The sequence below is a fragment of the Acidocella aromatica genome (assembly GCF_014201825.1).
Taxonomy (GTDB): domain Bacteria; phylum Pseudomonadota; class Alphaproteobacteria; order Acetobacterales; family Acetobacteraceae; genus Acidocella; species Acidocella aromatica.
Window position 1 is genome coordinate 166372 of sequence record NZ_JACHFJ010000001.1, and the last position, 25287, is coordinate 191658.

The window sequence follows — 25287 nt, forward strand, 5'->3', positions numbered from 1 at the left end:
CTACGCGGCCTTAGCCTCGGCCTGAGGCTGGCGGATCAGATAGTCAAAGGCGGAGAGTGCGGCTTTAGCGCCCTCGCCCGCGGCGATGATGATCTGCTTGTAAGGCACGGTCGTCGCGTCGCCAGCGGCGAAGATGCCAGAGACCGAGGTCTCCCCGCGCGCGTCGATCTCGATTTCGCCGCGCGGGGTGAGCGCGACCGTGCCCTTCAGCCACTCGGTATTCGGCACCAAGCCGATCTGCACGAAGATGCCCTCCAGCTCCAGACGCTTGATCTCGCCATTCGTCCGGTCCTCATAGGACAGGCCAACGACCTTCTCGCCATCGCCATGCACTTCGGTGCTACGGGCGGAGACGATGATCTCGGCATTCGGCAGGCTGCGCAGCTTGGCCTGGAGCACGGCGTCGGCGCGGAGCTGGCTGTCGAACTCGATGAGCGTGACGTGGGAGACGATGCCCGCGAGGTCAATGGCCGCCTCGACGCCGGAATTGCCGCCGCCGATCACCGCCACGCGCTTGCCTTTGAACAACGGGCCATCACAATGCGGGCAATAGGCCACGCCCTTGTTACGATACTCGGCCTCGCCGGGCACGTTCATCTGGCGCCAGCGGGCACCCGGCGAAAGCACCAGGGACTTCGCCTGAAGCGCGCCGCCGCCGGCCACCTGCACCTCGAACAGCCCGCCCGGCTGCGCGGGCGGCACGATCTTCTCGGCCTTGAAGCCCTTCATGATGTCCACGCCGTATTCACGGGTATGGGCTTCCAGGGCGGAGGCGAGCTTCGCCCCCTCGGTATGCTGCACGGAGATGAAGTTCTCGATAGCCACGGTATCCAGCACCTGCCCGCCGAAACGCTCGGCCAAGATGCCAGTGGCGATGCCCTTGCGCGCGGCATAGATGGCCGAGGCGGAACCAGCCGGGCCAGCGCCGACGACCAGCACGTCGAACACACCCTTGGCGTTCAGCTTCTCAGCCTCGCGGGCGGCGGCGCCGGTATCCAGCTTGGCCAGGATTTCCTCCAGGCTCATACGGCCCGAGCCGAACTCGGCGCCATTGAGGAACACGGCGGGCACGGCCATGATCTTGCGCCCCTCAACCTCGAACTGGAAGGCAGCGCCGTCGATAGCGGTGTGGGTGATGCGCGGGTTCAGGATCGCCAGCAGGTTGAGCGCCTGCACCACGTCCGGGCAGTTCTGGCAGGACTGGGAAAAATAGGTCTCGAAATGATACTCGCCCGGGAGCGCCTTGATCTGCTCGACCACCTCCGGCTCCACCTTGGGCGGGTGCCCGCCGGTTTGCAGCAGCGCCAACACCAGCGAGGTGAATTCATGGCCCATCGGCAGACCGGCGAAACGCACGCCATGGCTCTCGCCAGCGCGACGAATCTCGAACGAGGGGGCACGGGCATCGGCGCCATCGAAGCGCAAGGCGATCTTGTCGGTCTGGGCGGCGATATCTTCCAGCAGCCCGCGCATCTCGGCGGCGGTTTCGCTGGCGTCAAGAGTGGCCACCAGTTCCAAACTCACGGAAACGCGGGCGAGATAGGCCTTCAACTGGCCCTTCAGGCTGTCGTCCAACATAACGGGCTCCATATTTTTTAAAATATAGCGCGGCCTGCCAGGGAAAATGCACTCGGCCAGGGGGCGCGGAAATTTGTCGTCTTGGGGTGCCCCCGCCGGTTGCCCGGCGGGAACGGAGCGGAAATCCGCTTAGATCTTGCCGACCAGGTCGAGCGACGGGGCCAGGGTCTTCTCACCCTCGTGCCACTTGGCCGGGCAGACCTCGCCGGGGTGGGAAGCGACGTACTGCGCGGCCTTCACCTTGCGCAGCAGCTCCTTGGCATCACGGCCGATGCCGCCGGCATTGATCTCGACAATCTGGATCACGCCGTTCGGGTCGATCACGAAGGTGCCACGGTCGGCCAGACCGGCAGCCTCGATCAGCACTTCGAAGTTGCGGGAGATCGTCTGGGTCGGATCGCCAACCATGAAGTAGTCGATCTTCTTCACCGCGGCGGAGGTGTCGTGCCACGCCTTGTGAGAGAAATGCGTGTCGGTGGAGACGGCGTAGATCTCAACGCCCAGCTTCTGGAACTCGGCGTAGTTGTCGGCCAGGTCCTCGAGCTCGGTCGGGCAGACGAAGGTGAAGTCAGCCGGGTAGAAGAAAACGACAGACCACTTGCCCTTGAGGTCGGCGTCCGAGACGGTCACGAACTTGCCACTCTTGAAGGCCTGGGCGGTGAACGGCTTAACTTCCGTGTTGATCAGCGACATAAATTCACTCCTTGCGAGTATGGTTGGGTCTCGACGAGGGAGCTTGTAGCCGCTTTCTCACAATCCATGAAATTGATTTTTTTTGTAATTACAATCGATGAAAGCGATCGAGACCTCGGCGCCCCTGCGATACTCTAGAGAGGCGCTGTGGATTTACAATGCCGAATAAAAGACAAAAAAGAAGCGGCCTTTTTGAGAAAAGGCCGCCCCAAAAACGTCTAAACGTTTGATTTTTAGCCCTGGCGCTCCAGCATCAGCTGCTTGATCTTGCCGATCGCCTTGGCCGGGTTCAGGCCCTTGGGGCAAGTCTGCGTGCAGTTCATGATGGTGTGGCAGCGATAGAGCTTGAAGGGGTCCTCCAGCGCATCCAAGCGCTTGCCGGTCGCCTCGTCGCGGGAATCGGCGATCCAGCGATAGGCCTGCAACAGCACTGCCGGGCCGAGGTAGCGGTCGCCGTTCCACCAGTAGCTCGGGCAGGAGGTGGAGCAGCAGAAGCACAGAATGCACTCCCACAGACCATCGATCTCCGCACGCTCTTCCTTGGACTGGAGGCGCTCGGCATCCGGCGGCGGGGCCGTCTCGGCCTGCAGCCAGGGCTCGATGGAACGCAGCTGCGCGTAAGGCTGGTTCAGGTCCGGCACCAGATCGCGCACCACCGGCATATGCGGTAGCGGGGTGATCCGCACCTCGCCCTGCACGTCGGCGATGGGCTTGAGGCACGCCAGGGTGTTGGTCCCGTCGATGTTCATCGCGCAGGAGCCGCAGATGCCTTCGCGGCAGGAGCGGCGGAAGGTCAGCGTGGAGTCGATCTCGTTCTTGATCTTGATGATCGCGTCGAGCACCATCGGCCCGCACTTGTCGAGGTCAACCTCGTAGGTGTCCATGACGGGGTTCTTCCCGTCATCGGCATTCCAGCGATAGACCTTGAACGCCTTGACGCGCTTGGCGCCAGCCGGGGCCTTGTAGGTCTTGCCCTCACCGATCTTCGAGTTCGCGGGCAGGCTAAATTCAGCCATGGTTCTACTCCCCTTCCTTAGTACACGCGCTTCTTCGGCGGGAACACGGACACCTCGTTGGTGAGGGTCTGCATCTTCACCGGACGGTAAGTGAGTGTAACCTCACCCTTCTCCGAAACATGAGCAACGGTGTGCTTCATCCAGTTGTGGTCGTCGCGCTCGGGGAAATCGTCATGCGCCTGGGCGCCACGGCTTTCCTTGCGGGCTTCCGCACCCACCATGGTGGCGGCGGCGTTGCCCATCAGGTTCTGCAACTCCAGCGCCTCGACGAGGTCGGAGTTCCAGATCAGCGAGCGGTCAGTCACATTGATGTCCGGCAGGCCGCCCCAGAGCTTGTGCATCTTCTCCACGCCCTCGGTAAGGGACTTGGAGTTGCGGAACACAGCGGCGTGGGCCTGCATGGTGCGCTGCAGCTGGTCGCGCAGCTCGGCAACCTTGGTGCCGCCATTGGCATGGCGGGTCTTGTCGAAGCGGTCGAGGCTGGCCTCGCCGGCGCCGGCCGGCAGCGGGGCCTGGGTAGCGCCCGGCTTCACGATCTCGGCGGCGCGGTGGCCAGCGGCACGGCCGAACACCACGAGGTCGAGCAGCGAGTTAGTGCCCAGGCGGTTGGCGCCATGCACGGAGACGCAAGCCGCCTCGCCCACTGCCATCAGGCCCGGCACGACCGCGTCCGGGTTCTCCGCAGTCGGGCGCAGCACTTCGGCCTTATAGTTCGTCGGGATACCGCCCATGTTGTAATGCACGGTCGGCAGCACCGGGATCGGCTCCTTGGTCACGTCCACGCCAGCGAAGACGCGGGCGGTCTCGGAGATGCCCGGCAGACGCTCGTGCAGGATGTCGGCACCCAGGTGCTCCAAGTGCAGCAGGATGTGGTCCTTGTTCGGGCCGACGCCGCGCCCCTCGTTGATCTCGACGGTCATCGAGCGGGAGACCACGTCGCGCGAGGCCAAATCCTTCGCGGTCGGCGCGTAACGCTCCATGAAGCGCTCGCCCTCGGAGTTGGTGAGATAACCGCCCTCGCCACGTGCGCCCTCGGTGATGAGGCAGCCAGCGGGGAAGATGCCGGTCGGGTGGAACTGCACGAACTCCATGTCCTGAACCGGCAGGCCGGCGCGGATCGCCATGCCGCCGCCGTCGCCGGTGCAGGTATGGGCGGAGGTGCAGGACTGGAAGGCGCGGCCGTAACCGCCGGTGGCCAGCACGACCATCTGGGCGCGGAAGCGGTGGATGGTGTCATCCTCCAGGTTCCAGGCCATTACGCCACGGCAGGCGCCTTCCTCGTCCATGATCAGGTCAAGCGCGAAGTATTCGACGAAGAACTCGACGTCATGCTTCAGGCTCTGCTGATACAGCGTATGCAGCATGGCATGGCCGGTACGGTCGGCGGCGGCGCAGGCGCGCATGGCCGGCTCCTTGCCGTATTCCTTCATGTGGCCACCGAACGGGCGCTGATAGATTTTGCCATCCTCGGTGCGGGAGAAGGGCATGCCGTAATGTTCCAGCTCGTAAATCGCCGGAACCGCCTCGCGGCACATATATTCGATGGCATCCTGGTCGCCCAGCCAGTCCGACCCCTTCACGGTGTCGTACATGTGCCAGCGCCAGTTGTCCTCGCCCATATTGCCAAGCGAGGCGCTGATGCCGCCCTGCGCCGCCACGGTGTGGGAGCGGGTGGGGAACACCTTGGTCACACAGGCGGTCTTGAGACCGGCCGCGCCCATACCGAGGGTCGTGCGCAGGCCGGAGCCACCGGCGCCGACGACCACCACGTCGTAGGTGTGATCGACGATATTATAGGCGCCATAAGAAGGTTTGGAGATCGCGTTCATGTTCGCAGGATTCCGTTACGAGAAAGCGAGTTTGAGGACGGAGACGGCGGCGGCCAGCGCGAGGAACCAAACCCCGCCCTTGACGACCAGCAGCAGCGCGAGGCGCTTGCCTTCCTCACGGACATAGTCCTCGATCACGACCTGAAGGCCCATCGAGATATGGGAGAACATCGTGCCGATGAGCAGCAGGAACAGCACGGCGTTCCAGGGCTCGCCCAGATAGGCGGCCATGGCGGCGTGGTCGGCGCCCTTCAGGATCAGCACGGAGACCACGAAATACAGCGACAGCGGCAGCAGCGCGACGGAGGTGACGCGCTCGGCCCACCAGTGGGCGGCACCACTCTTGGCGGCGCCCAAGCCGCGGGCGCGGCCCAGCGGGCTGCGCATGATATGGACGGAGGGGGAGGTATCCTTGCTCATATGCTTCACCCGACGATGTAGGCAACGGCCCAGAAGGCCACGGTGAGGAGGATGGCGGCGCCGATGACCAGGCGGCCGGAGCGGTGCATGTCCGGCAGCTCGAAGCCCTTGCCGGCGTCCCAGGAGAGGTGCCGGATGCCGTTGCAGAAGTGGTAGAACAGCGCCAGCGTGAAGCCGAACAGGACGAGCTGGCCGATCCAGGAGGCGAAAATGGCCTGGACCACGGAGAAAGCGGCGTCGCCCGAGGCGGCGGCAACCAGCCAAGCCACCAGCAAAATAGTTCCGGCGCTTAGAGCGACGCCGGTGATGCGGTGGAAGATCGAGGTCGCGGAGGAGATTTGCGGCTTATACACTTGCAAATGCGGGGACAGCGGCCGGCGCACCAGCTTGCCCTCCGAGTTGCGCCCTACCATCAGGGCTTCGCGGACATCCTTCATCGGAAACCTTTCAATCCGTCGTTTAAGCAATTTTGTGCAGGTGCTTAGTCCCCGGCACCGGCTGGGTCAACGCTTTACGCCAAGCCCTATAACCTATTCAGGGGGGAGCTGGAACAACGTAACGATGCGTTGCTGGGTGTCCTCAAGCTCAAGGCTCGTTGGCACGGAGATCTCCGCCAAGATCTTGCCGCGGGCCGAAGGCAGGTATTTCCTGCCCGGATCGGCGATGATCACCGGAACCTCGCGCGCGCAGGCGGCGAGCCAGGGGAGAATGTGCCGGGTCATCGGCGCCTCATAGCAGACATCTCCGCAGAGAATGACATCCCACCGGCACGGGGTGCCGACGATGTCTCCCAGCAGCACCTCAAGCTCGACTCCGTTGGCCGCGGCATTCAGGCGCATTGCCGCGGCGGCGAGCGGATCGATCTCCGCCGCCTCCACATGGGCGGCGCCGGCGCGCATGCAAGCCAATGCGGCGAGTCCGCAGCCGGCGGCGAAGTCCAGCACACGCTTGCCGCGCACGAGACCGGGGTTTTGGCTGATGTGCAGTGCCAGCGCCTCGGAGCCGGGCCAAGCGAAGGCCCAGAAAGGCGGCTGCATATTGTGCTTACGAAGGAAGTCTTCGGTCGCCAGCCAGAGCGGCGTCAGCTCGGTGGCGAGATGCAGGCGGATCTCCGGCACCAGAACGGCCTGCGTCAGCCTCGTATGCGCCTCGACGAACGCCACTGCCTCCAGCGGCGTGGGAATGGTCTCAGACAGGGGGGTTGATCAGGCAGCGCGGCCGATCTTCGCGACCGGCCCGCGGAAGATGCTCTCCACGAAACCGTCCGCCTCGGACAGCTCGTCCAACAGCGCCTCGATGCCCTTGCGCTCTTCCAACTGGAAGGCCCAACGGCTGGCGACTGGCCAAAACACGATGGTAGCCTGCATCAGCAAAGCGATGACACCGCCAAAGGTCCGGCCATTGGCAAAAAGCACTGCGCAAGGCAGAAACTTGGCCAAATTGAAGGACTTCATAGGAAACTCCTAAATTCTCGCTAAAGTGTTGTCGCGTTAGCAACTTTTCGTCAAGAATTTTATCGAACGGAAAAAGCCTCGAAGTCACCCGAAACCATACCCAAAACAGTTCAAAATCAACGTTTTTGCAATGCAACCACCACAAAAATTGGGGCAACCATCCAAAAACGTCAGCCCCGGAAAAATTCTCAGCAAAATAAATTAATAATTTGATTTTAAACAAAACCACTAACACGCTTTATGTTAGTAATCTTCCCTGAACGACCGCAATTTTGTCTCAGAGACCGATACAGACAAGGGAAAAAGTGATATTGAAATGGTTTTTTAAATAACCGCATCCGCTATGGAGGCATCAGCCTCCACCGGAACAGGTGAGAGGCTACCATATGGCCGGCAAGCATAGCTCACCGATATTTGATCAAGCAGCGCCTGAACTCTGCGCTCCTGGACGAACTCATTCCCCAGGCGCACCGCCATCGGCCACAAGACAAGGCTGAGCTGCATGGCCAGCATCGACAACCCCAAAGTAACCCGCCCGGCACGAAACGCGGCCAGCCACGGGCAAACAAGCATTTTGCTCATTATCATTCTCCCCATCCCGCGAAGCCAAGTGGTTCGCCTCAGGTGAGCAAGATCAACACGATCTTCCACCTAAGGTTCAAATAAACTTCGCGGGAATTTTATTAACGGGCGTTAATGCTGACCTAATTCCAGCCCTAAGCGCCCATTAACGCCAAGCCGGTTCAGCTGGCGAGGTCGCTGGTCTCGTCGGTCTCGGGGGCCCCCGACTCCAGCGCGGCGACGCGGCGCTCCAACGCCTCCACCTCGGCCTTGGCACGGCGCGCGAGCTCGGCCATGGCCTCAAACTCCTCGCGCTTCACCAGGTCCAGGCGGCGCACCGCCTCATCGACCCGCGCGCGCACCAGGGAGGAAACCTCCTCGCGCACCCCCGCCAGGGCGGAAATCGCGCCACCGGCGACACCTGCCAGGTCATCGAAAAATTTCGGACGTTCGGTCATCGGGCGGGCCTTCTCTGTTGTGACGGTTCTCCATATAAACCGGCATATGATATTGGTCACGGGTGGCGCAGGGTTTATCGGCTCCAATCTCCACGCGGCACTGGCCGCGGGGGGGCAGGAGGTCATCATCTCCGACTGGCTCGGCCATGAAGGCAATAAGTGGCGGAACTTCTACCACCACCCACCCGCCACCGTGATTCCGCCCGAGGCGCTGGACGCCTTCCTCGAGCACGACATGCGGCTCACCACCATCGTGCATCTGGGCGCCATCTCGGAAACCACGGCGACCGACGCGGATCTGGTCTGGCACACAAATTTCACACTTAGCCAGAAGCTTTGGACGTGGTGCACCTCGCGCCGGGTGCGTTTCATCTACGCCTCCTCCGCCGCCACCTATGGCGACGGCTCAGCCGGATTCGACGACGACATGTCGCTCGAGTACCTGCACAAGCTGCAACCGCTGAACCTGTATGGCTGGAGCAAGCACGCTTTCGACCTCTGGGTGGCGCAGCAGAACAAGGAGCACGCCCACATGCCACCCAACTGGGCGGGGGTGAAGTTCTTCAACGTCTATGGCCCCAACGAGTATCACAAAGGCAAGATGATCTCGGTGGTGAAGGTGAAGCACGACGAGGTGCAGGCGGGCGGCCCGGCGCGGCTGTTCCGCTCCGACCGGCCGGACATCCCCGATGGCGAGCAGAAGCGCGACTTCATTTATATCGACGACGTGGTGGCCGCGCTGCAATTCCTTATCGGCGTGCCGCAGCTCACTGGCATCTATAATCTCGGCACCGGCATCGCGCGTTCCTATGCCGACCTCGCCCGCGCGGTATGCACCGCCAATGGGGTGGAGGAGCGGATCGAGTTCATCGATATGCCGCAAAACCTGCACGGGCAGTATCAGTCCTACACCGCCGCAAAGATGGAGCGGCTGCGCGCCATCGGCTTCGACCATCAGTTCCACACGTTGGAACAGGGGGTCGTCGCCTATATCCAGAATCACCTACTCAAGCCGGACTCGTATCGCTGATGGTCTTCACCTGGCCCAATTTCTCGCCCGTGCTGTTCAGCATCGGGCCGTTCGGCGTGCATTACTACGCGCTGGCCTACATCAGCGGGCTACTGCTCGGCTGGTGGCTGGCGCGCAGGCTGGTGGCACTCGCCCCCGTGGCGGCCAACGCGGCGCAGGTGGATGACTTCCTCACTTGGGCGGTACTGGGCGTGCTGCTGGGCGGGCGGATCGGCTATGTGCTGTTCTACCAGCTGCACCAGGAAACGCTGGGACAATTGCTGGCGCATCCCATCGACATCATCGCCGTTTGGCACGGGGGCATGAGCTCGCATGGTGGATTTATCGGTGTCGCCATCGCCATTGCCTGGTTCAGCCTGAAACACGGGCTAAACATGCTGCGCTTTGCCGACCGCATCGCGGTCTGCGTGCCGATCGGGCTGTTCCTGGGCCGCTGCGCCAATTTCATAAATGGCGAGCTGTGGGGCCGGGTGGCGGAGAGCAACTGGTTTCCGGTGCTGGTGGTGTATCCGCAATCGGGCACGCTGGCGCCGCGCTATCCGTCCGAGCTGATCGAGGCCGCGACGGAAGGGTTGATCCTGTTCCTGATCATGATTTTCTCGGTCCGTTGCACGGCCTTGCGCAACCGCGAGGGCGCGCTCACCGGCATCTTCCTGGTCTTCTACGCCATTGCCCGCATCGTCTCGGAATGCTTCCGTGAGCCGGATGCGTTCCTCGGTTTCCTGCCCTTCGGCACCACCATGGGGCAGGTGCTCTCGATCCCCGTGCTACTGGCCGGAATCGGGGTGTTCGCCTACGCGATGCGCAAACGTGCAGCCTGAACGCTTCGACCATTTCATGGCTCGCGCCAACGCCGCGTATTACGCGCGCGGTGCCTTCACGCGCGATTTCGTCACCGCGCCGGAACTGACGCAGGTATTCGGCGAACTGCTCGGCGCCTGGGCGAAGATCGTCTGGCAGATGCTCGGCGCGCCGGAGGACGTGATGCTGGTGGAGGCCGGCCCCGGGCGCGGCGTGCTGATGGCCGACGCGTTGCGGGTATGGAACGCGCCCTCCGTGCATTTCATCGAATCCTCCCCGGCGCTACGGGCCAAGCAAGCCAGGCGCGTGCCCCGCGCCATGTGGCACGACTCGCTGGACTCGCTCCCCCCCGGCCCGGTGATCCTGCTGGCCAATGAGTTTCTCGACGCCCTGCCCGTGCGCCAGTTCATCCGTGGCGAGGCCGGGTGGATGGAGCGCCATGTGGCCGACGGCGCCTATGTGGACCTGCCTACGGACTATTCCCTGCCCGACGCCCCAGTGGGCAGCGTGCGCGAGGTGAACGAACCGGCGCTGGAATTCTGCCGCAAGCTGGCAGCGCGGGGTGGCGTGGGGCTGTTCATCGATTACGGCCCCATGCACTCGGGCGTGGGCGAGAGCGTGCAGGCCATCCGCCACGGCGAATACGCCGACCCGCTGCAATACCCCGGCGAGGCGGACATCACCGCGCATGTGGATTTTGGGGCGATCAAGGCCGCCGTGCATACACAAGGGCCGGTGAAGCAGAACGCTTTCCTCACCGCGCTCGGGCTGTTCCAGCGCAGCGATATTCTGGCCCAGCGCCACCCGGACAAGGCGCAGGACCTGAAACTCGCCGTGCACCGCCTGACCGCGCCCGAGGCCATGGGCAGCCTGTTTAAAGCAATTGTGGTTTGCCCTGAGAGCCTGCCCGGTCTACCGGGATTCGCATGACGGAATTCTTCACCGGGTCACTCAAGGCGAAACACGGATTCTTCACCCGCAATGGCGGCGTGTCGCAGGGGCTGTACGCCAGCCTCAATTGCAGCTTCTCCTCGGACAATCCCGACCATGTGCGGGAGAACCGCGCCCGCGTGGCGGCCGCCATGGGAGTGAAGCGCGAACATCTGCTGGGGGTGAAGCAGGTGCATGGCGATGGCGTGGTGACGGTGCGCGCCCCCTGGGCGGAAGGCGCTGGCCCCGCCGCCGATGCGCTGGTGACGAACCTGCCGGGCTTGGCGCTGGGGGTGATAACCGCCGATTGCGCGCCGGTGCTGTTCTGTGCCGAGGGCGTGGTGGGCGCCGCCCATGCTGGCTGGCGCGGGGCGCTGGCCGGGGTGCTGGAGGCCACGGCAGCTGCGATGCGCGAACTCGGCGCGCGGGATATCCATGCCGTGATTGGCCCCTGCATCGGTCAGGCGAGCTACGAGGTGGGCGCGGACATGCGTGACGCCGTGCTGGCCCGCCACACCACGGATACGCAGTTCTTCGAGGCGGGCCGCCCTGGACATTGGCACTTCGACCTGCCCGGCTACTGCGCCGCGCGTCTGCACGCGGCGGGAGTAAAAGCCGAGGCGCTGGGGCTGGATACCTATGCCCAGGAGCAGGAATTCTTCTCCTACCGGCGCAAAACTTTGCGCGGCGAGGCGGCAACCGGCCACCAGATCTCGGTGATCCGCCTGTGAGGCGCACCGCCCTGGCCCTGCCTCTGCTTCTCGCCGCCTGTGGTACGCTGCCGCAGCCTTTCTATGGCAACCCAGGTCCGGCAGGAGCGAAACTCGCCATCCCCCCTGCCCCGGTGCTGATGGTCCCCGCCCCAAAAACCGCGCTGCTGGACGGTAAATCCGCCACCGCCTATGCGGGCGACCTTTCCACCGCGCTGGTGAATTACGATGTCCCCGCCGTGAGCGGCGCTGGCGGCAAGCAGAGCTGGCGCCTTGGTATCAGCGCCAATCAGGCCGGGGATATTGTGACGCCGCGTTACGTCATCACCGGGCCGGACGGCAAGGAATACGGCCATCAGGACGGCGCGCCCGTGCCCGCCCAGGGCTGGACGAGCGGCGATGCCCAGACGCTGAACAACGCGGCATCGACGGATGCGGCGCCCCTGTCCAAACTACTGGCGGCGATCAACGCGCAGATCCAGCAGAGCAACCCGGAATCGCTGGAGAACCGACCGCCCCGAATTTTCGTCGGCACGGTGAGCGGCGCGCCAGGGGATGGCAACAGCACGCTGCCTCTGAACCTCAAACGCAACCTGCCTGGCGCGGATGACGTGCTTGCCAAAGACGCGAAGAACGCGGACTTCACCGTGACCTGCACGGTAAAGACCAAGCCCGACACGGGCGGGCAACTCCAGGTGGAGCTGGACTGGGTGGTGCGCGACGGCAATGGCCGCATCGCGGGGCAGGTGACGCAGATCCACGACCTGGCCCCGGCGGATATCACCCCATACTGGGGCGATGTCGCCGCCGCCGCCGCACAGGAAGCGGCGGGGGGCATTCAGCAGGTGGTGAGCAATGCCGTGCTGAAGAAGGGGCAGAAGCCCACGTCTTAACAGAGGAGCTGCCGCGCCTCGTCCCACCACATCGCCGCGATTTCGCCAGCGGGGCGCGCGGGGGCCAGACGCGCCGACTGCCCGGCCCAGGCCTGCATCCTCGAAAGATCATTATTCCGCATTGCCGCGTCCCGCAGCGCCTGCGTAAGCCCGCGCTGCACCGGATAGGGCGCGGGCGGCGGAGCCTTGGGCGTGGCGGCGGCAAGGACATATTCGGTGGTGAGGCCCCTGCCCGTCCGCCCGGAAAAGGCGCGGGTGAGCATGGTGTCCTCGGGTTGGGCGGTGGCCAGGGCATCGGCCCAGCCCGAGGCGATGCCTGCCTCGGGCGCACGCAGGAAGCCAGTGCCGATCTGCACAGCCGAGGCTCCCAGCAGCAGCGCCGCCGCGATGGTCCGGGCGTCGGCAATGCCACCCGCCGCGATAACGGGAATATCCACCGCATCGCACACCGCAGGCAGTAGGGCGAACAGGCCAATGGCGGCGCTCTCGGCCTCATTGGCTGCAAAGGCACCGCGATGCCCGCCGGCCTCGGCCCCCTGGGCGATGAGCGCATCGGCTCCGGCTGCTGCCGCCGCGCGGGCCTCCGCCACGGTGGTGACCGTGGCGAGCCATTTGATCCCCTCTTCCTTCAACCTCGCCACGAAATCCGCCGGGAACAGCCCCATCATCGAGGATATGGCCGTGGGCCGGGCGGTAAAAATCGCCTCGCATTGCGCGGTGAAGTCTGGCGGGGTGGCGTTGCCCGCTTCGGGCGGTACTGCCGGGCCCCATTGGCCGAGAAACTCGCGCAATGCGGCTTCATTGGCTTCATCGCGCCGGGGTGGCGGGTCCGGCACCCATAGGTTCATCTGGAACCTGCCATTGCTGGCGGCACGGAACTTTTCCGCCCAGTCGGCAATGGCCTGGGGTTGCATAAGCAGCGCGCCGCAGGCCCCAAGCCCGCCTGCATTCGCCACGGCGGCGGATAGCACTGGCGGGCAAGCCCCGGCCATGGGGGCGAGCAATATGGGCAGGCGCAGCCCAAAAGCCGCGCAGAAGACTTCGGCACGAGCCAGATCCTGTTTCATTCGCGCCTCAGCACCGCCGCGTTGATGAACTCTGCCACCTTGCCGGCCTTGAAGGCGGCGCGCAGGGCGTTCTCGTCGTAATCCTCCCGCACCCAGTCTAGGAACGGCTTCTTGCCCTCGCCCGTGCTCTGGTAGAGGCGGAAAAACTCGTCGAGGATGCCGGTCTTGGCCTGTTTGATATGGCCGAAGCGCAGGGAGAGTTGCTTCAGGGCCGCCTCCACCGTGCCACCCCGGATGAGCACGAACAGCCCGGCCGCCAGACCGGCGCGGTCCGCCCCGGATTTGCAGTGGATGAGCGCCGGACCGCGCATATGGGCGATGATGTCGGCATAGCGAAGGATGCGCTCCCGGTGCGGCACGCCGCGCGATTCAAACGCCATGTCGTAGAAATCCAGCCCCAGGCGCTGGGCCGTGTCCCGGGAAAGCGCGTCCGAGCCGTTTTTTGCCGGACCGCGCAGATTGATGAGCGATCTCAGCCCGAATTTTCGGGTAAAGGCGGCAAGGTTGCCCGGCGTGGGGTGGTTGGACCGGTACAGTACGCCCGGCTCGACGGCGGCGAAATTCGTCCAGACCAGCCGGAAGATGGCATGGTCGATGAACAACGCGTCGATCCAGGCGTTGCGGCGGCCGCGTTTGGTGGCGAGGTCGCCCTTGTAGATGGTGTCCATATGCGACGGCTTAGCGCATTTCGCCGCCGCCCAAAACTGTGCATAAGCGGCGCCATGACCGAGCATCCCTCCACCACCGCCCTCATCCGCCGCCTGTGGCGCGAGCATGTGAAGCATTACAAGGGCCGTATCGCCCTGATCGTGGTGGCGACGCTGGCGATGTCCGGTGCCACGGCGCTGTACCCGGCGCTGATCGACTGGGCCTTCACCATGTTCGAACACAAGGATTCGCGCATCATCTACCAGGTGCCACTGCTGATGACGGCGGTGGCGGCGGTGCGCGGCGGCTCGATGTACGTGCAAGCGGTGCTGACGCAGGACATGGTGCTGCTCACCATCCGCCGTTTGCAGAACGCCATGTTCGGGCATCTCACCAACGCCGCCCTGGCGCGGGTGGAGCGCGAGGCCCCGGCCCAGCTCGCCGCGCGCTTCACCACCGATGCCACGGTGATCCGCGAGGCAATGACCCGCGCCGTGAATACCGTGGCCGATGCGGCCACCGTGGTCGGGTTGGTGGCGACGATGATTTCCATCGACTGGAAGCTGAGCCTCGCCGCCGCCGTGCTGTTTCCGGCAGCGGCGATACCGGTGGAGAAAATCGGCCGGCGTCTGCGCCGCGCCTCAGGCGGCATGCAGGAGACTATGGGCGTGGCAGCGGCGATGCTGAACGAGAGCTTCGCCCAGGCCCGCACCGTGCGCGCCTACGGGCTGGAGGCGCACGAGATGAGCCGCGCCGAGAAGACGTTCGAGGGGCTTTACGCCGCGCTGATCCGCATGACCCGCGTGCGCTCGCGCCTGGACCCGATGCTGGAGGTGCTGGCGGGCGCCGCCGTGGCGCTGGTGATCGGCTTTGAAGGCTGGCGCGGCGTGCCGCCGGGCAGCTTCATGGGCTTTGTCTCGGCGCTGCTGATGGCCGCCCGCCCCCTGCGCGCTTTGGGCACAATGAATGCCGCCATGCAGGAAGGCATGGCCGGGCTGGTGCGGGTGTTCGCGGTCATCGACGAGCCGGCTGCCATCGCCGACGCCCCAGGCGCCGTTCCCCTGCCGACTGGGCCCGGCAAGGTAGTGTTCGAGAACGTCGCCTTCACCTACCCCGATGGCCGTCCGGGGCTTAAGAGCCTCTCCTTCACCGCCTCACCGGGCAAGACGCTGGCGCTGGTCGGCAGCTCGGGGGCCGGCAAATCCACCGCGCTGGCGCTGATCCCGCGCCTCTACACCCCCAGTGCGGGGCATATTCTTATCGATGGCACGGACATCTCCCAGATGACGCTGGCCTCATTGCGTGGCTCCATCGCCTATGTCGGCCAGGAGGCACTGCTGTTCGACGATACGATCGGCGCCAATATCCGCCTTGGACGGCCGGATGCGGCGCCGGACGAGGTCTGGGCGGCGGCGGAAGCGGCAGCCTGCGGCTTCATCAAGGATATGCCCGCCAAGCTCGGCACCCGCGTGGGCGTGAACGGCCAGCGTCTCTCGGGTGGGCAGCGCCAGCGCGTGGCCATTGCCCGCGCCATCCTGCGCAACCCGCGCATATTGCTGCTGGATGAAGCCACCAGCGCGCTGGACACCGAGAGCGAGGCCCTGGTGCAGGCGGCCCTCACCCGGCTGCGCCAGGGGCGCACGACCATCGTGGTGGCGCACCGCCTCTCCACCGTGCGCGATGCCGACATGATCGTGGTGATGGCCGACGGCCAAGTGGCCGAATGCGGCACGCATGAGGAGCTGATGGCCAGGGATGGGGCTTTCGCCCGACTGGTGAAGGCCCAGGCCCTGGCGGCATAAAACCATGCCCTATCGTCTGCTGCTCGCCACCGCCTCGTCGTTCTTTTCGGCTGGGTCGTTCTGGATGTTCCTGCCGCTGCTCTCCGTCTCGCTACGCGGCGAGGGGGTGAGCGATGCCTGGGTGGGCGTGATCTCCGGCCTGCCCTGGGCCGGGCTGCTGCTGGTCTCGGGCTTCATCCCCCGGCTGATGCACAGGCTCGGGCTGCAACGCATGGTGCTGGCTGGCATGGGCATCTCGGTGCTGGTGTTCCTGGGCTTCGCCGCCACGCGTTCGGTGCCGCTGTGGAGCCTGCTGTGCCTAGCGCTCGGCGTGTCGCTGGGGCTGCGCTGGTCGGGCATGGATACGTGGATCAATGGCAGCGTGCCGGATCATTTGCGCGGCCGGCTGATCGGCGCTTACGAACTGGTGCTGAGCGGCTCGATGGCCGCCGGACCGGCGGTGCTGGCACTCACCGGCAGCACCGGGCGCGGACCGTTTCTGGCGGCGGCTGCGGTGGTGATGCTGGCCATGGCGATGCTGACTCTGGCCGGGCGCGAGCAAGGCGGCATCACGGAAAATCCCGGCACGGTGAAGGCCATGACCGTGCTGCGCGCGGAGCTGGCGGCGTTCACCGGTATCGGGCTGGTGGGGCTGACGGAAGCGTGCAACCTCTCGCTGCTGCCGCTGATGGGGCTGGGGCTCGGCACCGAGCTGCACCGTGCGGCGCTGCTGGTGGTGGTCTGCCAAACCGGCGTGGCGGCGGGGGCCTTCATCTGCGGCGCGCTGGCGGATAAACTCAACCGGCGGGTGCTCAAGCTGGTCACCGGCGTGGCGATGGCCGTGCTGCCGCCGCTGTTGCCGTTGGCCCTGGCGCATGGCGCGGTGTGGCCGGTGCTGATCCTCTGGGGCTTGGCGCAAGGCGGGCTGTTCACCGTGGGCATGGTCAAGCTGGGCGCGCGCTTCTCCGGCGTGGCGCTGGCGCGGGCGATGTCGCTCGCCATGGTCATCTACACGCTGGGCGGCATTTTCGCGCCGCCTGTTATGGGCGGGGTGATGGCCCTGCTTGGCCCAGCAGGACTGGTCTATGGCCTCGCCGCCGTGGCGGTTGCGGGTGTGGCGGCGATCGCCGCGAATTGAAGGTAAGGTTATGACGGTTGCGATTGATATGGGCCTGACCATGACGGGCGGCCCAGCGGTAATGGACCTGGAAGAACTGCTGGCCACCCGCTTGCTGGTGCAGGGTAATTCGGGGTCGGGCAAGTCGCATCTGCTGCGCCGGTTGCTGGAGCAGAGCGCGCCCTGGGTGCAGCAGGCGATCATCGACCCCGAGGGCGATTTCGTCACCCTGGCCGAGCGGTTCGGACATCTGGTCATCGACGCCGAGGCGCATAGCGAGCAGGGCTTGCAACTGGCGGGGGAGCGGGCGCGGAGCCATCGCGTCTCCACTGTGCTGAACCTTGAAGGGCTGGATGCGGAGAACCAGCTCCGCCGCGCCGCCGCGTTTCTGGGCGGGCTGTTCGAGGCGCCGCGTGACCATTGGTACCCGATGCTGGTGGTGGTGGACGAGGCGCAGCTTTTCGCCCCCGCCGCAGCTGGCGAGGTGTCGGACGATGCGCGCAAGCTCTCGCTGGGGGCGATGACGAACCTGATGTGCCGGGGGCGCAAGCGCGGGCTGGCCGGGGTGATCGCCACCCAGCGCCTCGCCAAGCTGGCCAAGAACGTGGCCGCCGAGGCCTCCAACTTCCTGATGGGCCGCACCTTTCTGGACATCGACATGGCCCGCGCGGCCGATCTGCTGGGTATGGAACGGCGCCAAGCGGAGGCGTTCCGCGATCTGGAGCGCGGGCAGTTCATGGCGCTGGGCCCGGCTGTGTCGCGCCGTCCTCTGGGGTTGCGCATCGGGGCGACGGAGACGCAGCCGCGCAACTCCACGCCCAAGCTGATGCCCCTGCCCGGCACCGCGCCGGAGGATGCGCACGCCATCATCCTGGCCGCCCCGCCACCCGAGGCCCCGCGCGCGGTTCGCCGCCCGCCCCCGCCGCCTGCGCCCGACCTGCTGAGCCAGCTGATGGCCGCCAAGCCAGCGCTGGCCGAGGCCCCGGAGGAAGCCCCCGAAGCGCAGCCCACGCCGGAGGAGCTGGCCGCCCGCCGCGCGTGGCTGGACAAGATTTTGGGCGCGATACTGGCCGACCCGGAGGCGGGCTTCCGGGCCATCGGCGTGCTGTATCAAGACTTCCTGGTCCGCTGCCGGATTGAGGGTCTGGGCTCCGGCGCGCCGGATCTGGCGGCGTTCAAGCGCATGCTCACCCGCGCCCGGGCGGGGATTTCCGCCGAGATGGCCGAGGACGAGGTCTGGCGGGACGTGGCCGCGCGCGGGGCCGTGCTGCCCGAGGATGTGCAGGGAATTTACATGATGATCGCCCGCGCCGCGAAAGACGGGCTACCCTGCCCCAGCGACCCTGCGATCGCCCGGGCTTATGGCACGCGCTCGCTGGGCCGGGCGCGGCGGCTGCTGACCTATATGGAAGAACAGGGGCTGATTGTGTGCCAGCAGGATGGCGCGGGGCGGCGCATCGTGACGCTGGTGGAACTGGCCTGGGCCACCGCGCCGGGGGATCCGAATGCCGACGAGGAAGCGGCGTGAGGTTTTAATTGCAACACCAAAAAACTCAAGATATCTCAAACAGAATGAGAACTCTTGTTGTTTATTGGAAGTCAGGCGAAGCAAAAGGGTACAGCGATCTTTTGCCATGTCGATGGTTCGAAGCTGAAGGCGAATGGCCCAGTGTTACCCATGACATTTTAGGCCCCAGAAACGGAAAATGGCCTGCCAAGTTTACTTTGACCGTGAAGGGTGATGTTGCCCTATTCGATTATGCTGGCAAGAATGGAGAACATATAAGTGCCAATGAAAACTATACCGTTTGCATTGGCACTCTGAAAATTGTTTTCAAAGCTAATAGCTCTCGTACAATTGTCCGCCAAATTTTGTGGCGCAATCATGACGACAAGAAATTTCAAACTGCCGATGTAGATTATTTCGAACAAGATCTAACCGAAAAAGAGGATGCTCTTTTCAACCCTCTGGATCTAGAGGATGGACGCAAATGGATTAAACAAATGATTGTCCTCCGACGCGGGCAATCATCTTTCCGCAAGAAACTTATGATAGCCTACGAATCTCGCTGTGCGATTACAGGCTGTACGATTCCAGAAGTTCTTGAAGCAGCTCATATCAGCCCATACATGGGTGACAAAACCAACCATGTGACAAACGGCTTACTGCTACGGGCAGATATCCATACGTTATTCGACTGCGGCTTGATTGAAGTTAGTCGTGATTACAAAATAATCGCTCCCGACCATATCCGTACGTTTTACCAGCTGCCAGAGAGAATCACTTTACCTCACGTGAAACGCGACTGGCCCAATCAAGATGCACTCGAGCAAAAATTACGTGACGATTGAAAATGCCCACTTTGGGGGGCGAAGAAGCAGCCTCTCTGCCCCCCATTGCGCTTACAGCGCCCTCTTGCCGATATCGCGGCGGCAGAAGCCGTCTTCCCAGTCGATGGCGTCCACCGCCGCATAGGCGCGGGAGATCGCCTCGCGCAGATCGGCACCGACCGCGTTCACCGCCAGTACGCGCCCGCCATTGGCCAGGATGCCGCCCTGGTCGGCCATGGTGCCTGCCTGGAAGATATGCGCGCCGGGGAACTTGCCCGCTTCCTCCAGCCCGTAAATCTCGGAGCCCGTGGCGTAAGCGCCGGGATAGCCCTTGGCGCACATCACCACCGTGGCCGAGCTGCCGGGGCGGAACTCCACCGTGGTGTCCTTCAGCGTGCCATTGGTGGCGGCCAGCAGGGCGGGCAGCAGGTCGGATTTGAGCATCGGCAGCACCGTCTCGCATTCCGGGTCGCCGAAGCGGACGTTGAACTCGATCAGCTTCGGCCCGTCGTGCTCGACCATCAGCCCGGCGAAGAGGAAGCCACGGAACGGCGTGCCGCGACGGACCATCTCTTTCAGCGCGGGGCGGACGATCTTTTCCATGCTCTCCCGCACCACATCCGGCGTGGCCCAGGGTGGGTTGAAGATCGCGCCCATGCCGCCGGTGTTGGGGCCGGTATCGCCCTCGCCGACGCGCTTATGGTCGGCGGCAGTGCCAAAATAGAGCGCGTCCTCGCCATCGCACAGGGCGAAGACGGAGATTTCCTCGCCAACCAGGCATTGCTCGATCACCACCAGGGAGCCCGCTGCGCCGTGGACCTTGTCCTCCATGATGGCGGTAATGGCCTCGTGCGCTTCCTCGGGCGTATGCGCCACGACGACGCCCTTGCCAGCCGCGAGACCGTCGGCCTTGATGACGATCGGCGCGCCCACGGCGTCGATATATTCATGGGCCTCCAGCGCGTGGGTGAAGCTCGCCCATTTGGCAGTGGGAATGTTCGCGGCCTCGGCCACTTCCTTGGTGAATTTCTTGCTGCCCTCGAGTTGCGCGGCTGCGGCGGACGGGCCGCAGCAGGCGATGCCCGCTGCCGCTAGGGCATCGGCGATGCCCGCCACCAGCGGGGCCTCGGGGCCGGGGATCACGAGGTCGATCTTCTGCTCCACGGCAAAGGCCACAATCCCCGCGATGTCGGTGGCGCGCAGGGGCACGTTCTCGCCGCACTGGGCGGTGCCGGGGTTGCCGGGGGCGATGTAGAGCTTGTTGAGCTGCGGGCTCTTGGCGATGGCCCAAGCCAGCGCGTGCTCCCGCCCGCCGGAACCGATGATCAAAACGCGCATGTCGTGCCCCCTACTGTTACCGGGGCGCGCTGTATCATAGTCTGGGCCCATGAGTGAAATGGGACAGAACACGCCGGAATTTTCGGTCTCCGAACTGGCCGGGGCGGTGAAGCGCACGCTGGAGGGATCGTTCGGCCGCGTGCGGGTGCGCGGCGAGATCACGGAATTCAAGGCTTACGGCTCGGGGCACCAATATTTCGCGCTGAAGGATGAGGGGGCGAAAATCCGCGCCATCATCTGGAAGGGCGTGGTGGCGCGAGTCGGGCTGAAGGCGGAGAACGGGGTGGAGGTGATCGCCACCGGCAAGCTCACCTCCTACCCCGAGCGCTCGGAGTATCAACTGATCGTCGAGCGGCTGGAATATGCCGGGGCCGGGGCGCTGCTGGCGCGCATCGAGGCGCTGCGGGTGAAGCTGGCTGCTGAGGGGCTGTTCGAGCGACGCCGTCCGCTGCCCATGCTGCCCGGCGTGATCGGCGTGGTCACCTCCGCCCAAGGCGCGGTGTTGCAGGATATCAAGACCACCATCGCCAGGCGCTTTCCGCGCCAGATATTGCTATGGCCGGTACCGGTGCAGGGCGAGGGGGCGGCCGAGAAGATCGCCGCCGCCATCAACGGCTTCAACGCCCTGCCGTCAGAACTACCGCAGCCGGATGTGCTGATCGTGGCGCGCGGCGGCGGCAGTCTGGAAGACCTGATGGCCTTCAACGACGAAGCCGTGGTGCGCGCCGCCGCCGGAAGCCGCATTCCGCTGATCTCCGCCGTGGGGCATGAGACGGACACGACGCTGATCGACTTCGCCGCCGACCGCCGCGCCCCCACCCCCACCGCCGCCGCCGAGATGGCCGTGCCTGCCCGGCTGGAGCTGCTGGCCGACCTCAGCCAGCGCGCCGCACGGCTGGAGGGGGCGCTGGCCCGGTTGCTGAGCCTCGCCCGCGCCGGGCTGGACCGCGCCGGCGCAAAACTGCCCGACCTGCCCGCCATGCTGGGCACGGCGCGCCAGCGCCTGGACGACCGCACGGAGCGCCTGACCCTGGCGTTGCCCAATTTCTTCGCCGCCCGCCGCGCGCGGGTAGAGCGGTTGGCGTTGCGGCATCCACGCGAGTTCTTGCTCCGCCTGCGCGGCAATGTGCAGCTGCTGGAGCGCCGGCTGCGGGATGGGCTGCCCAATTTGCTGCGCGCGGGGCAAAAGCGGCTGGACGCGGCAGGGTATCGGCTGACCCATCCGGGCGGCGAGATCGCGCTGCGGCGTGGCGGGTTGGACTTGCTGGCGCAACGGCTGGACGCGCCTCTGCCGGGACGGCTGCGTGAAGCGCGGCTACGGCTAGAAAATGTTTCCGCCAGGCTGGAAACCGTGAGTTATGAACGGGTGCTGGCGCGTGGCTTCGCGCTGGTGACGAATGCCAAGGGTGCCGCGGTGACGAGTGCCGCGAAAGTGGCGCCCGGTGCGGCGCTCACGCTGCGCTTCGCCGATGGCGAGGTGGGCGTGCGCGCCGACAAGGGCGAGAAGAGAACCGCTCAACTCGATTTGGGATTATAGGAGGATTCACACATGAAAACGCTGATCGTGCAGATCAAGTGCCAGCTTGGCGAGGCCTATAACGTCGCCGCCTATATCATCGACAAGGTGATCCCCTGCCATATCTACTCGATCTCGGGTCATTACGATCTGCTGGCGATCATCAATCTCGATGACGAGATCGATCCCGGCGTGTTCGTGAACACGCAACTGCATAAAGTGCCGGGCATTGCCGAGACCAGCACGATGATCGCATTCAACGCGTTCACGCCGTAAGGTCAGCTCTCCAGCTCAGAATCCCAGTAGAGAAAATCCCGCCAACTCTCGTGCAGATAGTTCGGCGGGAAATGCCTGCCGCTTTCCTGCAGCTCGTAGCTGGTCGGGCGGCGGGGTTCCTGGCGCGGGATCATACCGCATTCGCGCGGCATCTTGCTGCCCTTGCGCAAATTGCACGGGCCGCAGGCCGTCACCACGTTTTCCCAACTCGTGCGTCCGCCTTTGGCGCGGGGGATCACGTGGTCGAAGGTCAGCTCCTGCGTCGCCCGCTTGCCGCCGCAATATTGGCAGGAGAAGGTATCGCGCAGGAACACGTTGAAGCGGGTGAAGGCCGGGGTGCGGGCCGAGGGAATGAAATCGCGCAGGGCGATGACGCTGGGCAGGCGCATGGAGAAGGAGGGCGAGCGGACCTCCTGCTCGTATTCCGAAAGCACGGAAACCCGGTCCAGGAATACCGCCTTTACGGCGTCCTGCCAGGTCCATGTCGACAACGGATAATAGGATAGCGGACGGAAATCCGCATTGAGAACAAGCGCGGGAAAATGAAACCCGCCGTCAGGCATTACTCTGCCTGCCCCTGTGAGGGAGCAAATCTTGGGGAGTAGCCACGAAACGCTCCCACATGTGGTAGTGCCTTCGAGTCATGCGCGATTTATGACAGGGGAAGCGCCGCACTGCAAGATGCCCAGCCGAATGTAAGGGTTTTGTCACGCGCCTCGCCAAGCCGCAGGGCCGCCGTATAGACTGCGTGGCGCATGAGCATCGTTACCCGTTTCGCCCCCAGCCCGACCGGATATCTGCATCTTGGCCACGCTTTTTCAGCCTGGATGGCCTGGAAGCGCGCGGATATTTTCCGTCTGCGCCTGGAAGATATCGACACCACGCGCTGCCGCCCGGAATACGCCGATGCCATTCTGGAAGACCTGCGCTGGCTGGGGCTGGACTGGGATGGCGAGGTGCGCGTGCAATCCCAGCACTTCCCCGAATACGCGCGGGCTTTGGAAAAACTCCAGGCGCGCGGGCTGCTCTATCCCTGCTTCTGCACACGGGCCGAGATCGCGCGCGCGCAATCCGCCCCGCATGGGGTGGAGGGGCTTTACCCTGGCACTTGCCGTACGCTCCCGCCCGAGGTTCGGGCGGCGCGGATTGCCTCCGGTGCGCCCTATGCCTTGCGGCTGGATGTGGCGGCGGCGCGGCGATGCGTGGGGGAATTGCGCTTCTTCGAGGAAAACACAGGCTGGCTTGAGGCCAAGCCGGAGCGGCTGGGCGATGTGGTGCTGGCGCGCAAGGATACGCCAAGCAGCTACCATCTCTGCGTGGTGCATGACGACGCGCTACAGGGCATCACCCATGTCATCCGGGGCGAGGATCTGCGCGATGCCACGCATATCCATGTGTTGCTGCAAGCCCTGCTCGGCCTGCGCACACCCATTTACGCGCATCACCGCCTGCTCACCGATTCCTCGGGCAAGCGCCTGGCCAAGCGCGACAAGGCCGCGACATTGCGTGAGATGCGCGCCGCCGGTACGAAACCGCAGGCGATCCTGCAACAATTCGAGGCCTCGGCATGACACGTTTCATCGCAGCCCTGGGCTGGCTTCTGGTCTTCATGCTGGGCGGCGCCATGGCGATGAGCGTGGCCGGCGATCTTGCCGCCCAGCATCATCCGGTGCCGGTTAAAGCCCTGGCCCTGCTGGGCGGTCTGGGCAGCGAGATCGGTAGCAATCTCTGGCTACTCGCCCTGTGCTTCGCCCGGCTGCCCGGAGCACGCGAACCGCGCTGGAGCCGCCCGCATCTGGGGTTGCTGCGGGGGCTGTGGGGCATATTCGGCTTTGGGCTGGTCATGGCCGCAGGTGGCGGGCTGTTCGTGAATGTGCGGGTGGCGGCGGCATTCTACCTGATCCTGCAACGCAGTACGGTTCTGCCCAGCTTTACCGATCCGGTGACGCTCACTGGCGCCGTGCTGGCGGGCGAGTTGATGGCGGGGCTGTGGCTGGCTTGGTCGATGCGCCGCCTCGGCCCGCAAGCTTTGGCCGATGGCAGCCCGCACGGCGTGGCATGGCGGCCTGCCCCGCTTGCCGCCTATGCCCAGGCGGTGCTGCTGGCGCTACTGCTCACGCTCGTGGTGGCGGCCATGTTCCGGCTGGTGCCGCCGAATTTCCATGCCATGAAAGACCTTTCCACGGCCAAACTATTCGATGGCCCGCCCATCACCATAGCGGCCATGCTGGGGGTGATGCTGCTGCTCGGCCCGGTGCTGGAAGAAATCGCCTTCCGGGGCATCGGCTTCGCCGGGATCGCCGCAAGCCTCGGCCCCACCGGCGCGACGCTGCTCACCACCGCCCTGTTTCTGGCCGCGCACGCGCCGGAGAAAATGTATTATCTGCCTGGGTTTCTCGACGTAGGGCTGCTGGCGCTGGCCTCGTGCCATCTGCGGCTGCGTTATGGCTCGATCAGGCCGGGCATTCTGCTTCATGTGCTGTATAATGGCCTCGGGCTGGTGGCCACGGCGGCACTGCGCTAGCTCGCACGGGGGATTTGGCATCCTCCGGCAATCCGCGTAAACAGGACCGGATTTTCAGGGTGGAGAGATTACCATGGGTGGGTTGAGCATCTGGCATTGGCTGATTGTGCTGGCCGTCGTGCTGCTGCTGTTCGGCACCGGCAAGGTCAGCAACCTGATGGGCGAGTTCGGCAAAGGCATCAAATCCTTCAAGCAGAATATCGCGGATGAGGATAAGAAGCCTCAGGATGCCTCGATGGCCGATACCGGCGCGCTGAATGCGCCGAAGTCCGGCGCCGAGACCGAGGCCAAGACGTCCGTCAACCAGGGTTAAGAC

At 64.7% G+C, this 25287-nt stretch carries 28 protein-coding genes; 14 read left to right on the top strand and 14 right to left on the bottom strand.

Going from position 1 to position 25287, the window contains the following annotated elements; all coding sequences use genetic code 11:
- From ahpF to HNP71_RS00865, 10 genes are all read right to left on the bottom strand, one after another.
- The gene (ahpF, locus tag HNP71_RS00820) at nucleotides 1-1578 is read right to left on the bottom strand and encodes an alkyl hydroperoxide reductase subunit F (protein WP_183264952.1); all 1578 of its coding nucleotides are present in this window, start codon (nucleotides 1576-1578) and stop codon (nucleotides 1-3) included.
- 129 nt (nucleotides 1579-1707) lie between these two features.
- The gene (gene ahpC, locus HNP71_RS00825; RefSeq protein WP_183264953.1) at nucleotides 1708-2271 is read right to left on the bottom strand and encodes an alkyl hydroperoxide reductase subunit C; all 564 of its coding nucleotides are present in this window, start codon (nucleotides 2269-2271) and stop codon (nucleotides 1708-1710) included.
- A gap of 233 nt (nucleotides 2272-2504) precedes the next feature.
- Nucleotides 2505-3287 (bottom strand): succinate dehydrogenase iron-sulfur subunit, encoded by a 783-nt coding sequence (locus tag HNP71_RS00830; RefSeq protein WP_183264954.1) that lies wholly within the window; start codon nucleotides 3285-3287, stop codon nucleotides 2505-2507.
- A gap of 17 nt (nucleotides 3288-3304) precedes the next feature.
- On the bottom strand, nucleotides 3305-5116 hold the full coding sequence (gene sdhA / locus HNP71_RS00835) for a succinate dehydrogenase flavoprotein subunit (protein WP_183264955.1): 1812 nt from the start codon (nucleotides 5114-5116) through the stop codon (nucleotides 3305-3307).
- Between the two features lie 15 nt (nucleotides 5117-5131).
- Complete coding sequence (gene sdhD / locus HNP71_RS00840) at nucleotides 5132-5536, bottom strand: succinate dehydrogenase, hydrophobic membrane anchor protein (RefSeq protein ID WP_183264956.1); 405 nt, start codon at nucleotides 5534-5536, stop codon at nucleotides 5132-5134.
- Nucleotides 5537-5541: 5 nt separating this feature from the next.
- Entirely contained in the window at nucleotides 5542-5973 is a 432-nt protein-coding gene (sdhC, locus tag HNP71_RS00845) for a succinate dehydrogenase, cytochrome b556 subunit (RefSeq protein WP_183264957.1), read from the bottom strand.
- Nucleotides 5974-6066: 93 nt separating this feature from the next.
- Nucleotides 6067-6708 carry a class I SAM-dependent methyltransferase gene (locus HNP71_RS00850; RefSeq protein ID WP_221246586.1) on the bottom strand — a complete coding sequence of 214 codons (642 nt, stop codon included), beginning with the start codon at nucleotides 6706-6708 and terminating at the stop codon, nucleotides 6067-6069.
- Nucleotides 6709-6741: 33 nt separating this feature from the next.
- Nucleotides 6742-6990 carry a hypothetical protein gene (locus tag HNP71_RS00855; RefSeq protein WP_183264958.1) on the bottom strand — a complete coding sequence of 83 codons (249 nt, stop codon included), beginning with the start codon at nucleotides 6988-6990 and terminating at the stop codon, nucleotides 6742-6744.
- Between the two features lie 324 nt (nucleotides 6991-7314).
- Nucleotides 7315-7572 carry a hypothetical protein gene (locus HNP71_RS00860; RefSeq protein ID WP_183264959.1) on the bottom strand — a complete coding sequence of 86 codons (258 nt, stop codon included), beginning with the start codon at nucleotides 7570-7572 and terminating at the stop codon, nucleotides 7315-7317.
- Between the two features lie 161 nt (nucleotides 7573-7733).
- Nucleotides 7734-8069, bottom strand: coding sequence for an accessory factor UbiK family protein (locus HNP71_RS00865; RefSeq protein ID WP_408840399.1), 336 nt, complete (start codon nucleotides 8067-8069; stop codon nucleotides 7734-7736).
- Between HNP71_RS00865 and rfaD the strand changes: the two genes are divergently transcribed.
- From rfaD to HNP71_RS00890, 5 genes are read left to right on the top strand one after another with little or no spacing between them, the layout of a single operon-like run.
- A complete protein-coding gene (gene rfaD, locus HNP71_RS00870) occupies nucleotides 8056-9039 on the top strand; it encodes an ADP-glyceromanno-heptose 6-epimerase (RefSeq protein ID WP_183264960.1) in 984 nt (327 codons plus the stop codon). The two genes, HNP71_RS00865 and rfaD, sit on opposite strands and share 14 nt — an antisense overlap.
- Nucleotides 9039-9860: a prolipoprotein diacylglyceryl transferase gene (gene lgt, locus HNP71_RS00875; protein ID WP_183264961.1), complete on the top strand. Its 822-nt coding sequence runs from the start codon at nucleotides 9039-9041 to the stop codon at nucleotides 9858-9860. The genes rfaD and lgt overlap by 1 nt, the downstream gene beginning before the upstream one ends.
- Before the next feature lie 16 nt (nucleotides 9861-9876).
- Complete coding sequence (locus HNP71_RS00880) at nucleotides 9877-10770, top strand: class I SAM-dependent methyltransferase (protein WP_246344022.1); 894 nt, start codon at nucleotides 9877-9879, stop codon at nucleotides 10768-10770.
- On the top strand, nucleotides 10767-11501 hold the full coding sequence (pgeF, locus tag HNP71_RS00885; RefSeq protein WP_183264962.1) for a peptidoglycan editing factor PgeF: 735 nt from the start codon (nucleotides 10767-10769) through the stop codon (nucleotides 11499-11501). Before HNP71_RS00880 ends, pgeF begins: the two co-directional genes overlap by 4 nt.
- Complete coding sequence (locus tag HNP71_RS00890; protein ID WP_183264963.1) at nucleotides 11498-12373, top strand: hypothetical protein; 876 nt, start codon at nucleotides 11498-11500, stop codon at nucleotides 12371-12373. The genes pgeF and HNP71_RS00890 overlap by 4 nt, the downstream gene beginning before the upstream one ends.
- Here the strand turns inward: HNP71_RS00890 and HNP71_RS00895 are convergent.
- Entirely contained in the window at nucleotides 12370-13440 is a 1071-nt protein-coding gene (locus tag HNP71_RS00895; protein ID WP_183264964.1) for an NAD(P)H-dependent flavin oxidoreductase, read from the bottom strand. The two genes, HNP71_RS00890 and HNP71_RS00895, sit on opposite strands and share 4 nt — an antisense overlap.
- Complete coding sequence (locus tag HNP71_RS00900) at nucleotides 13437-14099, bottom strand: tyrosine-protein phosphatase (RefSeq protein ID WP_183265265.1); 663 nt, start codon at nucleotides 14097-14099, stop codon at nucleotides 13437-13439. The genes HNP71_RS00895 and HNP71_RS00900 overlap by 4 nt, the downstream gene beginning before the upstream one ends.
- Nucleotides 14100-14162: 63 nt before the next feature.
- On the opposite strand from HNP71_RS00900, the gene HNP71_RS00905 reads away from it, so the two are divergent.
- Genes HNP71_RS00905 through HNP71_RS14040 form a run of 4 tightly spaced genes read left to right on the top strand, consistent with a single transcriptional unit; the run spans nucleotide 14163 to nucleotide 19338 of the window.
- Nucleotides 14163-15890 carry an ABC transporter ATP-binding protein gene (locus HNP71_RS00905; RefSeq protein WP_183264965.1) on the top strand — a complete coding sequence of 576 codons (1728 nt, stop codon included), beginning with the start codon at nucleotides 14163-14165 and terminating at the stop codon, nucleotides 15888-15890.
- Between the two features lie 4 nt (nucleotides 15891-15894).
- The gene (locus HNP71_RS00910; protein WP_183264966.1) at nucleotides 15895-17007 is read left to right on the top strand and encodes an MFS transporter; all 1113 of its coding nucleotides are present in this window, start codon (nucleotides 15895-15897) and stop codon (nucleotides 17005-17007) included.
- Between the two features lie 10 nt (nucleotides 17008-17017).
- Nucleotides 17018-18514, top strand: coding sequence for an ATP-binding protein (locus tag HNP71_RS00915; protein WP_183264967.1), 1497 nt, complete (start codon nucleotides 17018-17020; stop codon nucleotides 18512-18514).
- Nucleotides 18515-18558: 44 nt separating this feature from the next.
- Nucleotides 18559-19338: an HNH endonuclease gene (locus tag HNP71_RS14040; RefSeq protein ID WP_221246559.1), complete on the top strand. Its 780-nt coding sequence runs from the start codon at nucleotides 18559-18561 to the stop codon at nucleotides 19336-19338.
- A 51-nt stretch (nucleotides 19339-19389) separates the two neighbouring features.
- Here HNP71_RS14040 and purD read toward each other — a convergent pair whose 3' ends face one another.
- Nucleotides 19390-20655, bottom strand: a complete 1266-nt coding sequence (purD, locus tag HNP71_RS00925; RefSeq protein WP_183264968.1) for a phosphoribosylamine--glycine ligase — start codon at nucleotides 20653-20655, stop codon at nucleotides 19390-19392.
- Between the two features lie 49 nt (nucleotides 20656-20704).
- Here purD and xseA point away from each other — a divergent pair, with 49 nt between their 5' ends.
- Both xseA and HNP71_RS00935 read left to right on the top strand, forming a co-directional pair.
- Nucleotides 20705-22192, top strand: a complete 1488-nt coding sequence (gene xseA / locus HNP71_RS00930; RefSeq protein WP_246344006.1) for an exodeoxyribonuclease VII large subunit — start codon at nucleotides 20705-20707, stop codon at nucleotides 22190-22192.
- A 12-nt stretch (nucleotides 22193-22204) separates the two neighbouring features.
- Complete coding sequence (locus HNP71_RS00935) at nucleotides 22205-22447, top strand: Lrp/AsnC ligand binding domain-containing protein (protein ID WP_183264969.1); 243 nt, start codon at nucleotides 22205-22207, stop codon at nucleotides 22445-22447.
- A gap of 2 nt (nucleotides 22448-22449) precedes the next feature.
- Here HNP71_RS00935 and HNP71_RS00940 read toward each other — a convergent pair whose 3' ends face one another.
- The gene (locus HNP71_RS00940) at nucleotides 22450-23010 is read right to left on the bottom strand and encodes an HNH endonuclease (protein WP_183264970.1); all 561 of its coding nucleotides are present in this window, start codon (nucleotides 23008-23010) and stop codon (nucleotides 22450-22452) included.
- 192 nt (nucleotides 23011-23202) lie between these two features.
- Here HNP71_RS00940 and gluQRS point away from each other — a divergent pair, with 192 nt between their 5' ends.
- The 3 genes from gluQRS (at nucleotide 23203) to HNP71_RS00955 (ending at nucleotide 25284) form a co-directional block, all read left to right on the top strand.
- On the top strand, nucleotides 23203-24018 hold the full coding sequence (gene gluQRS, locus HNP71_RS00945) for a tRNA glutamyl-Q(34) synthetase GluQRS (protein ID WP_183264971.1): 816 nt from the start codon (nucleotides 23203-23205) through the stop codon (nucleotides 24016-24018).
- Nucleotides 24015-24971, top strand: a complete 957-nt coding sequence (locus HNP71_RS00950; RefSeq protein WP_183264972.1) for a CPBP family intramembrane glutamic endopeptidase — start codon at nucleotides 24015-24017, stop codon at nucleotides 24969-24971. The genes gluQRS and HNP71_RS00950 overlap by 4 nt, the downstream gene beginning before the upstream one ends.
- 73 nt (nucleotides 24972-25044) lie before the next feature.
- On the top strand, nucleotides 25045-25284 hold the full coding sequence (locus HNP71_RS00955; RefSeq protein WP_183264973.1) for a twin-arginine translocase TatA/TatE family subunit: 240 nt from the start codon (nucleotides 25045-25047) through the stop codon (nucleotides 25282-25284).
- Nucleotides 25285-25287 lie beyond the last annotated feature (3 nt).